Origin of the sequence: Streptomyces sp. NPDC055243, assembly GCF_044544025.1 — a bacterium.
In the GTDB taxonomy this organism is placed as follows: Bacteria; Actinomycetota; Actinomycetes; order Streptomycetales; family Streptomycetaceae; genus Streptomyces.
On record NZ_JBITWR010000017.1, the window covers coordinates 179,103 to 192,107 of the forward strand.

General features: G+C 73.5%; 11 protein-coding genes. 3 read left to right on the top strand and 8 right to left on the bottom strand.

What is annotated here, in order from left to right; all coding sequences use genetic code 11:
• Positions 1 to 106 precede the first annotated feature (106 nt).
• Positions 107 to 562 (top strand): hypothetical protein, encoded by a 456-nt coding sequence (locus tag ACIGXX_RS36340; protein WP_351169714.1) that lies wholly within the window; start codon positions 107 to 109, stop codon positions 560 to 562.
• Here the strand turns inward: ACIGXX_RS36340 and ACIGXX_RS36345 are convergent.
• The 8 genes from ACIGXX_RS36345 to ACIGXX_RS36380 all read right to left on the bottom strand — a co-directional run bounded on the left by ACIGXX_RS36345 (position 540) and on the right by ACIGXX_RS36380 (position 10,413).
• Positions 540 to 1,097 carry a GNAT family N-acetyltransferase gene (locus tag ACIGXX_RS36345; protein WP_383825691.1) on the bottom strand — a complete coding sequence of 186 codons (558 nt, stop codon included), beginning with the start codon at positions 1,095 to 1,097 and terminating at the stop codon, positions 540 to 542. The genes ACIGXX_RS36340 and ACIGXX_RS36345 overlap by 23 nt on opposite strands.
• Positions 1,088 to 2,167, bottom strand: coding sequence for an enoyl-CoA hydratase/isomerase family protein (locus ACIGXX_RS36350; protein WP_361469159.1), 1,080 nt, complete (start codon positions 2,165 to 2,167; stop codon positions 1,088 to 1,090). Before ACIGXX_RS36350 ends, ACIGXX_RS36345 begins: the two co-directional genes overlap by 10 nt.
• A 150-nt stretch (positions 2,168 to 2,317) precedes the next feature.
• On the bottom strand, positions 2,318 to 3,571 hold the full coding sequence (locus ACIGXX_RS36355) for an alpha/beta hydrolase family protein (RefSeq protein ID WP_399982268.1): 1,254 nt from the start codon (positions 3,569 to 3,571) through the stop codon (positions 2,318 to 2,320).
• A gap of 124 nt (positions 3,572 to 3,695) precedes the next feature.
• A complete protein-coding gene (gene meaB, locus ACIGXX_RS36360; RefSeq protein ID WP_399982271.1) occupies positions 3,696 to 4,724 on the bottom strand; it encodes a methylmalonyl Co-A mutase-associated GTPase MeaB in 1,029 nt (342 codons plus the stop codon).
• A 2-nt stretch (positions 4,725 to 4,726) separates the two neighbouring features.
• On the bottom strand, positions 4,727 to 6,928 hold the full coding sequence (gene scpA / locus ACIGXX_RS36365) for a methylmalonyl-CoA mutase (RefSeq protein WP_351169699.1): 2,202 nt from the start codon (positions 6,926 to 6,928) through the stop codon (positions 4,727 to 4,729).
• Positions 6,928 to 8,778, bottom strand: a complete 1,851-nt coding sequence (gene mutA, locus ACIGXX_RS36370) for a methylmalonyl-CoA mutase small subunit (RefSeq protein WP_399982276.1) — start codon at positions 8,776 to 8,778, stop codon at positions 6,928 to 6,930. Before mutA ends, scpA begins: the two co-directional genes overlap by 1 nt.
• A gap of 141 nt (positions 8,779 to 8,919) precedes the next feature.
• Positions 8,920 to 9,522 carry a hypothetical protein gene (locus tag ACIGXX_RS36375; RefSeq protein ID WP_399982279.1) on the bottom strand — a complete coding sequence of 201 codons (603 nt, stop codon included), beginning with the start codon at positions 9,520 to 9,522 and terminating at the stop codon, positions 8,920 to 8,922.
• 9 nt (positions 9,523 to 9,531) lie between these two features.
• Entirely contained in the window at positions 9,532 to 10,413 is an 882-nt protein-coding gene (locus tag ACIGXX_RS36380; RefSeq protein ID WP_366464257.1) for a GNAT family N-acetyltransferase, read from the bottom strand.
• Between the two features lie 578 nt (positions 10,414 to 10,991).
• Here ACIGXX_RS36380 and ACIGXX_RS36385 point away from each other — a divergent pair.
• A complete protein-coding gene (locus tag ACIGXX_RS36385; protein ID WP_351169687.1) occupies positions 10,992 to 11,396 on the top strand; it encodes an SAV_915 family protein in 405 nt (134 codons plus the stop codon).
• 91 nt (positions 11,397 to 11,487) lie between these two features.
• Positions 11,488 to 12,828, top strand: coding sequence for a diaminopimelate decarboxylase (gene lysA / locus ACIGXX_RS36390; RefSeq protein WP_366464259.1), 1,341 nt, complete (start codon positions 11,488 to 11,490; stop codon positions 12,826 to 12,828).
• The last annotated feature ends 177 nt before the right edge of the window (positions 12,829 to 13,005 follow it).

The following is a 13,005-nucleotide window of genomic DNA, read 5'->3' on the forward strand; positions in this document are numbered from 1 at the left end:
CGCGAGGGGGTGCTCTGAGGGGGTGCCGTGAGGCAGGTGTCCGGATGGTGACGGCGGGGGCCTGACGGCGGGCCAGTTGTCAGTGGCGGCCGGTTTACTGGGTGTCATGAGTAGCGCAGAGCATCTCGCCACGATCGACCTGCTGCGCTCACGGGGGTTCCCCGCGGAGCGCGGCAGGTCGCCCTCCGGCGTCGGCGGTCCCGGCTATCACATCGCCGAGTTACTGACGAGCGGCGACTTCTGGGAGGACGACGGCACGCGGTGGGAGGCGACATCGGATCAGTACGACGCCGAGCGCGACGGCCTGACGGTCCTGCTCGCCGAGCGCTGGGGAGCGCCCCAGATGTTCAGCCTGGCGAGCGTCTTCGAGCGGGCCCAGGGCGACGGGTACGACGACGTGGGCGAGGAGATACCGGAGCCGTGGAGCTCGCTGAGCTCCTCGGTGCCGGACCTTCATCTGTGGCGGGTCGACGGACGGTGGATCGCCCTCGGCGTCTCCCAGTGGGACAAGGAGCTGCCGTTCCAGCTGCTCGCCGTCGTCACGGAGATCGATCCACCGTGACGTCCGGCGGGCCGGGGGCGTTCAGGGCGTGGACGCGGACGGCGCGCCCGCAGTAGGGATCGAGGGTGGCGCGCTCCACGCGCATGCCGAGCTTGTTCATGATCCGTTCCGAGGCGACGTTGCCCACCTGGGCGACGCTGACGATCCGCTCCAGGCCCCGGTCGGCGAAGCCGAAGTCGAGGGCGGCGCGTGCCGCCTCGGTGGCGAGACCCCGCCCCCAGAAGGGGCGCCCGAGCCGCCAGCCGATCTCCACCGCGGGCAGCACCTCGGGCAGGTAGTGCGGCACGGAGAGCCCGGTGAACCCGGCGAGTTCACCGGTGGCGCGGACCTCCACCGCGAACAGCCCGAAGCCCTCGGTCTCCCATCCGCGCTCCCACATGGCCATGGTGGAGCGGGTCTGCTCCTCCCCGTCGTGGACGGAGCCGTCGCCGATCCACCGCATCACCTCGGGGTCCGCGTTGATGACGGCCATGGGGGCGACGTCCGACTCGCGCCAGCGCCGCAGGACGAGGCGGGGCGTCTGGATCAGGGGCATCGCGGGGCAGCCTCCGGGGCGAGGCCGAGCTCGTCGCCCTCGCGCGGCGCGAAGTGGCGTGCCACCTCCGCGTCGGTCACCTGAGTGAGCTCGGCGGGGGACCAGTGCGGATCGCGGTCCTTGTCGACGACCTGGGCGCGGATGCCCTCGACCATGTCCGGCGCGGTGATCGCGGTGGCCGATACGCGGTACTCCTGGTCGAGCACCTCCTCCAGGGAGGCGAGCGCACGGGCCCGGCGCAGCGAGGCGAGCGTGACCTTCAGGGAGGTCGGCGACTTGCCGAGGATGGTCTCGGCCGTCTCCTTCGCCGCCCGTTCGCCGGAGTTGTACAGCCGGTCGACGATCTCCTCCACGGAGTCGGCGGCGTAGCAGGCGTCGATCCACGCGCGCTGGGCGGCGAGTTCGCCGTCGGGCGCGGTGGTGGCGTACGCGGCGACCGCCTCGCCCACCTCGGTGTCGGCCAGCGCGGCGGTGAACTCCGCCAGCCGCTCCGACGGCACGTAGTGGTCGGCGAGGCCGCACAGCAGCGCGTCGCCCGCGCCCACCGCCGAGCCGGTCAGCGCCAGATGGGTGCCCAGTTCGCCGGGCGTGCGCGTCAGCAGATACGTACCGCCGACGTCCGGCACGAAGCCGATCCCGGTCTCCGGCATGGCGATCCGGGAGCGCTCGGTGACGATCCGCACGCTGCCGTGCGCCGAGACGCCGACCCCGCCGCCCATCACGATGCCGTCCATGACGGCGACGTACGGCTTCGGGAAGCGGGCGATGCGGGCGTTGAGGCGGTACTCGTCACGCCAGAAGGCCACGGACGCCGCGCCGCCGCCCGCGCGGATGTCGTCGTGGATGGAGCGGATGTCGCCCCCGGCGCAGAGCCCGCGGGCACCCGCGCCGGTGAGGACGACGGTGGCGACGGAGTCGTCCCGCTCCCATGCCGTGAGGGCCTCGTCCATCAGGCCCACCATCGCGTGGTTGAGGGCGTTGATGGCGCGGGGGCGGTTGAGGGTGATGTGCCCCGCACGGCCTTGGACGCGGGTGAGGACGGGGGCTTCGGCGGAGTCAGCGGGGGACATGGGGCAGGTGGCTCCTTCGAAGACGGGTGATTCGCTCGGCCGGCACGCAAGGGCTGTGCCCGCACGGATCGAATCTACGTCGTGGGACCGGCGAACGGCGGCGGGGGCCTTCCGGTCCCGTCGGGGTGCGTGCCGTCGGGGTGCGTCCCGTCAGGGTGAGTGGAAGGCGACCTCCGGGTTGGCCTTCGAGGGGCCGTCCAGCAAGGGGCGGTTCCGGTCGTTCAGGTGCTTGTCGAAGAAGGCCGTGACATAGGACGTCGTGATCTGCCCCGAGCGCTCGCCGGAGAGCGGGGCCGACGGATCGGTCCTGCCGAGCTGGCCGCCGAGGACCGGCAGATCGGTGAACGTCAGGTGCCCGGAGTCCGCGACCGTGAGCCAGCGCTTCCAGCCGTCCAGACGGTGCCACTGGCGCGGCCACGAGGCGTCATCGGTGGAGGGGGCGTGGTCCTTGCGGGTGCCGAGCATGAGCACGGGGCGGCCGGTGCCCGCGGCCGGGACCGGGGCGAAGAAGGAGCCGTCCAGGTTGGCGGCGGCGCGGATGCGGCGGTCCGTGCCGGCGGCCACGGCCGCCGCGTTCCCGCCGAGCGAGTGGCCTGCGGCCCCGATCCGCCGGGTGTCGATGAGCGCCGCGTAGTCGGGGCGCCGCCCGTCGGCGGTGCGGGACGGCTCGGTCAGCTCGTCCACGACGAACGAGATGTCCGCCGCCCGGTTCCGCGCGGCCTCGGTCAGCACCTTCTTCCCCCCGGCGTCACCGCCGGGTGCCTGCTCGACCTTCTCGCACGCGACACAGGTGCGGACCCGCGAGGAATCCCCCTTGCCCGGGAATCGCGTGCCGAAGGACTCGTAGGCGTGGTCCACGAGAGCGACGACGTAACCGTGGGAGGCCAGGTTCTCCGCGAGGTTGCTGAGGGTGGCGCGGTGCAGCGAGAAGCCCGGGGAGAGGACGACGAGCGGGTGCCTGCCTCCCGCGGGGCGCGCGCCGGTGCGGGCGTTCGTGCGGACGGAGGTCAGCTGCCCGGCCTCGTACAGTTCGTCCAGTTTCAGCCCCTTCAGGAGCAGTTCCGCCTCCTCGGCCGCCAGGTACGGGGCGCGGTCGCCGTCCCGGTCGCCGTCGCCGCCGCCGTGCCGGGTGGGATGGAAGACGGACACCATCAGCTCCCGGGACCCCGCCGAGGGCACCCACGGGTCACGGCGGGTGTCGTCCACGAGGTGGAGGGTGTTCCGTCCGACGCCGTAGGACCCGGTGGGGCGGGGAAGGGAGAGCGCGGCTTCCGTAGCCGGCGGGGAAGCGCGGCGCGCCGGCGCGGAGCCGCCGTTCTCGGCGCAGGCCGCGACGGTCGGGGTGAGGAGGGAGAGGGTCAACAGGGCGGTGACGGCGCTGCGCCGTGTGCGGATTCTGTTCATGCTGAGGAGCGTATGAACCGCGGAAGCCGCCCGGCACTGACGAAGGTGCGGGGCAACCCCCTACTTTCGTAAGGGGTTTCGGACGTCGGTGCCGGAACCGAGGCACCCGGTCGCACCGACTGCCCTATTCGGCCCCGGCTCCAGGGCTCCCGGCCCCGGACCCCCCGTCCCCCTGAAACGCCTCCAGAATGCGCTCGGCAGCCATCGTCGCCGTCAACGTGCCCTCGCGCACCCGCTGTTCGAGCCCCGGTGCCAGCTCCCGCACCGCCCCATGCCCCCGCAACCGGTCCAGGAGTTCGTCCCGCACCATCGTCCACGTCCAGTCGACCTGCTGGTCGCGCCGCTTGGCGGCCAGGCGGCCCGTGGAGTCCAGAAGCGTGCGGTGCTGTTCCAGGCGGTCCCAGACCTCGTCGAGGCCGCTGGACTCCCGCGCGCTGCAACTGAGCACCGGCGGCGTCCACGCGGCGTCCGATGGGTGCATGAGCCGCAGAGCGCCCGCCAGTTCACGCGCCGCCGAACGCGCGTCGCGTTCGTGCGGGCCGTCCGCCTTGTTGATGGCCAGGACGTCCGCCAGTTCCAGTACGCCCTTCTTGATGCCCTGCAACTGGTCACCGGTGCGGGCCAGGCTGAGCAGCAGGAACGAGTCGACCATGTTCGCGACCGCCGTCTCCGACTGGCCCACGCCCACCGTCTCCACGAGCACCACGTCGTAGCCCGCCGCCTCCATCACCACGATCGACTCGCGCGTCGCCTTCGCGACCCCGCCGAGCGTCCCCGCCGTGGGAGAAGGGCGCACGAACGCCGCCGGGTCCACCGAGAGGCGCTCCATCCGCGTCTTGTCGCCGAGGATCGAGCCGCCCGTCCGGGTCGACGACGGGTCGACGGCCAGGACCGCCACCCGGTGCCCCAGGCCGGTCAGCATCGTGCCGAGCGCGTCGATGAACGTCGACTTGCCCACGCCCGGCACTCCGCTGATGCCGATCCGCCGCGCCCGCCCGCTGTGGGGGAGGAGCTGGGTCAGCAACTCCTGTGCCAGGGCCCGGTGTTGTGGCCGGGTCGACTCGACGAGCGTGATGGCGCGCGCGATCTGCGCGCGCTTCCCGTCGAGCACGCCCTTGACGTACGTGTCGATGTCGATCCGCGGCGCCGCCATGCTCACAGCTCGTGGCCGAGGTCGGCCGCCAGCCGCTTCACCAGGTCGTACGCGGCGTCCGGGATCACCGTGCCGGGCGGGAAGACGGCCGCGGCGCCCATCTCAAGCAGCGTCGGCACGTCCTGCGGCGGGATCACACCGCCCACCACGATCATGATGTCCTCGCGGCCCTCGGCGGCCAGCTCCGCACGCAGCGCCGGTACGAGGGTCAGGTGCCCGGCGGCGAGCGACGAGACGCCGACGATGTGCACGTCCGCCTCGACCGCCTGGCGCGCGACCTCCGCCGGGGTCTGGAAGAGCGGGCCGACGTCCACGTCGAAGCCCAGGTCGGCGAAGGCGGTGGCGATGACCTTCTGGCCGCGGTCGTGGCCGTCCTGGCCCATCTTGGCGACCAGGATGCGCGGTCGGCGCCCCTCGGCCTCCTCGAAGGTCCCGACGAGCGTGCGGGTGCGTTCCACGGACGGGGACGAGCCTGCTTCGGTGCGGTACACACCGGAGATCGTACGGATCTGCCCCGCGTGCCGCCCGTACGAGGCCTCCAGGGCGTCGGAGATCTCACCGACCGTCGCCTTGGCGCGGGCCGCGTCGACCGCGAGCGCGAGGAGATTGCCCTCCAGGCCCGGGCCGGGGTCCCGCTCGGCGGCCGCCGTCAGCGCCCGCAGCGCGTCCTGGCAGGCCGCCTCGTCGCGCTCCTCGCGCAGCCGCTTCAGCTTGGCGATCTGCTGGTTGCGCACGGAGGAGTTGTCGACCGCGCGGACGTCGATCCGCTCGTCGGTCTCCACGCGGTACTTGTTGACGCCGATGACCGGCTGGCGTCCCGAGTCGATCCGCGCCTGCGTCCGGGCCGCGGCCTCCTCGACGCGCAGCTTGGGGATGCCCGCGTCGATGGCCTGCGCCATGCCGCCCGCCGCCTCGACCTCCTCGATGTGCTGCCAGGCGCGCCGCGCCAGGTCGTACGTCAGCTTCTCGACGTACGCGCTGCCGCCCCACGGGTCGATCGTCCGCGTGGTGCCCGACTCCTGCTGGATGAGCAGCTGGGTGTTGCGGGCGATGCGCGCGGAGAAGTCGGTGGGCAGGGCGAGCGCCTCGTCCAGGGCGTTCGTGTGCAGCGACTGGGTGTGGCCCTGGGTGGCCGCCATCGCCTCGACGCACGTACGCGTGACGTTGTTGAACACGTCCTGCGCGGTCAGCGACCAGCCCGAGGTCTGCGAATGGGTGCGCAGGGAGAGCGACTTGGCGTTCTTCGGGTCGAACTGCTTGACGAGCCTCGCCCACAGCAGGCGCGCCGCGCGCAGCTTGGCGACCTCCATGAAGAAGTTCATGCCGATGGCCCAGAAGAAGGAGAGCCGCGGCGCGAACGCGTCGACGTCCAGGCCCGCTTCCTGACCCGCCCGCAGGTACTCCACACCGTCGGCGAGGGTGTACGCCAGCTCCAGGTCGGCCGTCGCGCCCGCCTCTTGGATGTGATAGCCGGAGATGGAGATGGAGTTGTAGCGCGGCATCTTCTGCGAGGTGTACGCGAAGATGTCGGAGATGATCCGCATCGAGGGCTTGGGCGGATAGATGTAGGTGTTGCGGACCATGAACTCTTTGAGGATGTCGTTCTGGATGGTCCCGGCCAGCTTCTCGGGCGGTACGCCCTGCTCCTCGGCGGCCACGATGTACAGCGCGAGCACGGGGAGCACGGCGCCGTTCATCGTCATCGAGACGGTCATCTTGTCCAGCGGGATGCCGTCGAAGAGCTGACGCATGTCGTAGATCGAGTCGATCGCCACGCCCGCCATGCCGACGTCGCCCGTCACGCGCGGGTGATCGCTGTCGTAACCGCGGTGGGTGGGCAGGTCGAAGGCGACCGAGAGACCCTTCTGGCCTGCCGCGAGGTTGCGGCGGTAGAAGGCGTTGGACTCCTCGGCGGTGGAGAACCCCGCGTACTGGCGGATCGTCCAGGGCTGGTTGACGTACATCGTGGGGTAGGGGCCGCGCAGATACGGCGCCACACCGGGGTACGTCTCCAGGAAGTCGAGGCCCTCCAGGTCGGCGCCGGTGTACAGCGGCTTGACCGCGATGCCCTCCGGGGTCTCCCACAGGAGGTCGTCGTCGGCCTTGCCGGTGGTCTCCTTGACGGCGCTGCGCCACTGGTCCTTGGAGACCTCGGAGGGGGCATCCGGCGTCAGGTCGACACCGGAGAAGTCGGGGATCGCCATTACGCCACTCCCATGTGGTCGAGGGTGGAGGAGAGCACGGACACCGCGTCGCAGCCCGCGAAGACGTACGCGTCGACAGCTGTGTACTCGGCGGGCCGTCCCGCGAGGAACACCCGTTGCGCGCCCGCCGACTTGAGCGCTTCGGCGACCGCTTCGGCCTGCTCCTCGTAGAGGGCGTCGCTGGAGCAGAGGCATGCCACCGTGGCGCCGCTGGCCGTGAACGCGTCGGCGGCCGTCGTCGCGTCCACCGACACCGGGTCGTGCACGGCCTCGATGCCGCCCGCCTGGAAGAGGTTCGAGGCGAAGGAGGCCCGCGCGGTGTGCGCGGCGGCGGGGCCGAGCGCGGCGAGGAACACCCGGGGGCGGGTGCCCGCCGACGCGAGGTGGGCGTCCGAGCGGGAGCGCAGGATCTCGTACGCCTCGTCGCGGCGCACGCGCGGCAGGCCGCCCGATACCTCGGCGGGCGGGGCCACGCGCTCGACCGGACGCTCCGTCAGGTTCGGGAACTCGCTGACACCGGTGATCGGTTCACGCCGCTTGGCCAGCTTCTGGCTGCGCTCGGCCCAGGTGGCGGCGAGACGCTCACCGATCAGACCGGAGCGCAGGGCCGCCGCCTGGCCGCCCGCGCGCTCGATCTCCTGGAAGAACTCCCAGCCCGCGTGGGCCAGTTCGTCCGTGAGGCGCTCCACGTACCAGGAGCCGCCCGCCGGGTCGATCACCCGGGCGAGGTGCGACTCCTCGATCAGGATCGTCGAGGTGTTGCGGGCGATGCGGCGCGCGAACGCGTCCGGCAGGCCGAGCGAGTGGTCGAAGGGCAGGACGGTCACGGAGTCGGCGCCGCCGACGCCCGCGCCGAGGCAGGCCACCGTCGTGCGCAGCATGTTCACCCACGGGTCGCGCCGCGACATCATCACCGGCGAGGTCACGGCGTGCTGGCGCTGCGCGCCCGCGTCCGGGGCGCCGCAGACCTCGGCCACGCGGGCCCACAGCCGCCGCGCCGCGCGCAGCTTGGCGATGGTCAGGAACTGGTCGGCGGTGGCCGCGTACCGGAACTCGATCTGGGCGCAGGCCGCTTCGACCGTGAGCCCGGCCTCGGTCAGCTCGCGCAGGTAGGCGACCGCCGTGGCGAGCGATGCACCGAGCTCCTGCCCGGCCGAGCCACCCGCCTCGTGGTAGGGCAGGGCGTCGACGGCCAGCGCGCGGAGGTTGGGGTACTCCTGCCCGCACAGCCGGGCCAGTTCGATCGCGGCGGCCGGGTCGAGCCGCTCGCCGGTGCGGGCCTCGTGGCCCAGCGGGTCGGCGCCGAGGGTGCCGTGGGCCGTGTCCTTCGGGATGCCCCGCTCCTCGTAGAGGCGGAACAACTCGCGCGCCGCGGGCCCGACTTCGCCGCCCGCGTCCAGGGCGATGGGCGCAAGGTCGAGGAAGACGCCGTCCAGGGCGCGCTCGATGCCGGACACCGGGAGCGCGCCGGGGCCCACGCCGAGCCACAGCGAGGTGACGCCGTTCTCCAGGTCCGCGAGCACGGTCTCGTTCGTGCCGGCGGGGTCCGTGGTCGCATGCCGCTGGCGTACGTCCCAGCCGGCCGCGGCACTGCCCGCGGCGGTGCCGCCCCTCACAAAGGGGGCGAAGCCCGGATATCCGGCGTCAGGCGCGGTTTCCCGGGCGGTGTACAGGGGGCGGGTGCTGAGCCCGTCCTCGAGTGCGGTGGAGAGCGCATCCTCGGCGGCCGACCCCGATACGTCCTTACCCGATTTGCGCAGCACGCCTTCCACCAGGCGCTGCCACTGCTCATGGGTCGCATCAGGGAACTCGGCGGCCAGGGAAAGCCCGTCGTCAGGCAGGACCGTCATGGGCATGATGCTAGGGCGGAACCCCTGGCACTCGGTGCCGTGTAGGGCTGTGACCTTGGCCTCTTCCGGTCGCTCTTGATCTCGAACGAGCGGGCGGCTACGGCGGGGCGGGGGCCGGGCCCCTCCGTGCCCGATCCGGAGTCACTCCAGGCCAGAGGCCCGGAAGACCCCCTCGGCCGTCTCCCGGTCGATACGGTCCGAGAGTCGGCGCAGTGCGGTCGCCCCGCACAGCAGCGAGCCGCGTGCGAGGGACGCGCGGGCGCCGTCGGACACGAGGTGCCAGAGCGCCGGATTGACGACGAGCACCTCGGGGTCGAGCACGACCTCGCCGCCGGCCGTGTCCCGCAGGATCAGCCGCGGCGAGATGCCGTCGGAGCGGCGCACCGCCACCAGGTGATCAAGGCGCACCGAGCGGACGCGGAGCGGGCCGCGCGAGACGAGCGTCGTGCCGTGCGCCGCCACCCGCGGCGGCGTCAGCGCGGCGAACAGCAGGACGCCCAGCCCCAGCCAGAGCAGCGCGCGCCAGGGAGTGAGCCGGCCGGCCGCCGCGTCCAGCGCGAGCAGCAGTCCGAACAGGAGTGCGGCGCAGGCGGCGGCGGAGCGCGCGTCCCCGGCCCAGGTGCGGTCGCGCGTCCAGGGATCGTGCGTCTGCGGGCCGTGCGTCCGTGCGGGGCGTTCCGGGAGCAGGGACGTCGTACGGACGCCGGGGGTGCGCCGTGCGGGGCGCGTCATGTGTCGGGCCATGAGAGGACGCTAGGCACCCTGAAGGGGCGGGACCGGCGCCGCGCCGATCCTTGATGCGTCACTGACGCGGCCCGCGGGGACCTTTACGGACGCCTGACGGTCGCTCGACGGCCGGGCGTCAGGGCGCGCGGACGGGCTGCCGGTGGCGTACTGGACGTACTCGCGATGGAGCCGGAACCCCGCGGTCCAGGCCAGCAGGCGGCTGGGCCGGTTGTCGCGCGCGCAGGACCAGCTCGCGGTGCGTCCGCGGGCGGCGATGTCCTCGCACAGGGCGGTGACGCAGGCCAGTGCGAGGCGCTCGCGGCGGTGCTCGGGCGCGGTGATGACGGCGACGTCCTCGTACGTGTCCCCGGTGAAGTATCCGCAGGCGACGGCGGCGATACGTCCGTGCCGGTCGACGGCGGCCCAGGCGTGGCCGGAGGCGGCGAGCCCCTCGGGGCCGCCCCAGCTGGCGTGGATCCAGGCGGAGTCCGCCGCGCTCCCGGTGAACGCCGCGAGGGCCGGGCCGTCGGCGCCGACCAGGCGGCGCACCGTCACGCCGTGCGGCGGACGGGGCGCGGAGACGGGTTCGCTGTGGACGTAGAGCATGCGCTCGACGGGCACGACACGGTCGAACGCGGCGCCCAGCAGCGGCAGGAAACGCCCCGTGGCCCCGACGTGGCTGCGGGCGAAGGGGGCGAGCTCCGCGGGAGCCACGGCGCCCGGCTCGCCGCGCAGCAGCACGTGCCCCGCACAACTGACGGCCACGACCCGCGGGCTCGGCACCTGGTCCGCCCACCAGGTGCCCACGCCGCTGGTCAAGGCGTGCTCGGGCAGGGCGGCGACACCGGGCGACCCGGCGGGGAACCAGCGGGCGAGCGCGGGCAGTTGGCGGGGCGGGAGCTGGATCACGGAACGGTCCTCCTGGGCGGTGGGGATCGAACGGGGAGTGCCTTGGGAATCGAGCATCGAGCGGGGAGTGCCTGAAATGCGGTAGCCGTGGGCCGGCGGGCAGGTCGGCGGGCTGGTCGAGACGTTCGACGGTGCGGTCCTCCGTGGCGCCCACGGTCGGTTCGACGCACTTGTCGCGCTCGTAGTATGCGCTGTCGGCGATCTCCGTGGCCGGGCGCGGCGGCGCGCCACCGGGGTGTCAGCGCACCGTCGGACGAACAGCGTGCGGGACCGGCGCCGCCGTAGGAGGCGGCCGGTCGGCACGGCGCGAGAAGCCGTTCGCGCCCTCCGTCCAACTGGCGGGCGGGCCGGGCCTCAAGCGGGCGGGCCGGGCCTCAAGAGGGCGAGGGAGCCCCGGATCGGCCCCGCGCGGCCCTCCGTCAAGCCCTCGTCAACGAGGACCGTGTGGACGTCAACGTCGCGTCATGGAGGGTCGGGTGGCGCCCGGTGCCGGGCATAGCGTCGGCACAGGCCTCCGGGTTCCCGCCCGGCCCCGGGGGCCACCGTTCAGCGAACAGGATCCTCAAGGAGGAACCCCCATGTCAGAGCTCCAGTGCGCCGAGGACCCCGAGCCCTCCGAACCCGGCCCGGCCGGACCGCTCTTCGTCCCCGTCCGGCCGGGACCCGCGGGCTGTGTGGCCCGCCTGTTCCGCACGCCCGTCGGCGGCCGTACCGCCGTCGCCTTCACCACTCCGCAGCGCCTGAGCGCGGCCCTCGGCGGCCGGCAGGCCTGGATCAGGCTCTCCGAGCCCGCGCTGCGGGCGCTCACCGAGCCGCTGGGCGTCCGCGAGGTCACCGTCGACCCGCGGCTGGCCGCGCACGCCGTCGCCGCTCCCGAGCGGCGCACCCGCGCCTGGCGCGAGTGGGACCCGCAGGCCGTCGGCGCCCTGCGCGTGACCGGGGCCGCCGCGCTGGTCGGCGCCCTGACCACCTGGATCGGCTGAGGACCAGGCCCAGGAGAAGGGCTCCGGAACAGGACCCGGACCAGGACCCAGGACCCAGGACCCAGGACGAGGCGAAGAGAGAAACCTGCCCATGACCACCCTGCACGAACCCGTGACCCCGAGCGCCACCGCCGACGACGACCTGTCCGTCTGGCCCGCGTCCACCGGGCGTCTCGCCCACGGCGACCTCGCCGTCGGCGGCGTACCGCTCACCGAGATCGCCGAACGCTTCGGCACCCCGGCCTACCTCCTCGACGAAGGCGACGTACGGACCCGCTGCCGCACCTACCTGCACGCCTTCCCCGACGCCGAAGTGCACTACGCCGCCAAGGCGTTCCTGTGCCGCGCGATGGCCCACTGGGTGGCGGAAGAGGGGCTCGGCCTCGACGTCTGTTCCGCCGGGGAGCTGGAGCTCGCCGTCACCACGGGCTTCCCCGCCGAGCGCATCGTGCTGCACGGCAACGCCAAGAGCCCGCACGACCTGGAGGCCGCGCTGCGGCTCGGCGTCGGGCGCATCGTCATCGACAGCGCGTCCGAGATCGCCCGGCTCGCCGCCGCCGTGCCGCCGGGCAGCCGCCAGAAGGTGATGGTCCGGGTGGTGCCGGGCATCGCGGCCGGCGGCCACGCCAAGATCCGTACCGGGACCGACGACCAGAAGTTCGGCCTGTCGATCACCGACGGCTCCGCGCAGCACGCCATCGCCCGCATCATCGGCCAGCCCGGCCTCGAACTGACGGGCCTGCACTGCCACTTGGGCTCGCAGATCACCACCGACAAGCCGTTCCTCGCCGCCGTCCGCCGGCTGGTCGGCCTGATGGCCCGCGTCAAGGACCAGCACGGCATCACGCTGCCCGAGCTGGACCTCGGCGGCGGCCACGGCATCGCCTACCGCCCCGGCGAGGCAGCCCTCGACATCACCACGCTCGCCCGCCGGGTGCGCGCCGAACTGATCGAGAGCTGCGCGGCGGCCGGGCTCACCGTGCCCAAGCTGCTGATCGAGCCGGGGCGCGCCATCGCGGGCCCCGCCGGAGTGGCCCTCTACCGCGTGCTCGCCGTCAAGCGCACCGGCGGACGCACCTTCGTCGCCGTGGACGGCGGGATGAGCGACAACCCGCGGCCCGCGCTGTACGGCGTGCGGTACGTGCCGCGTCTGATCGGCCGGCACTCCACGGCCGCGTCCGCGCCGGTGACCGTCGTCGGGCGGCACTGCGAGGCGGGCGACGTGCTCGCCTCGGACATCGAACTGCCGGGCGACGTACGGCCGGGAGACCTCCTGGGCGTGCCGGTGGCCGGTGCCTACCACCTGTCCATGGCGTCCGGCTACAACCTCGTCGGGCGCCCGCCGGTGGTGGCCGTCGCCGACGGGCGCGCGCGGCTCCTGGTGCGGCGCGAGTCACTGGAGGACTTCCGCAGCAGGGACGTGGGCCTGTAGGCGGAAGCGGGTCGGCGGAAGCGGGGCATCGGCGGCCGCGTGAGTTTCCGCGCGCCGCCGGAGCTCGCCTCGCCCGGCAGGCCGTGGGGCCCCCCCCCCCCCCCGGGGGGCCCCGGGGGGCCCCCCCCCCGGGGGGGCCCCCCCGGGGGGGGCCCCCGCGGGGTGGCCGCCCGCCCC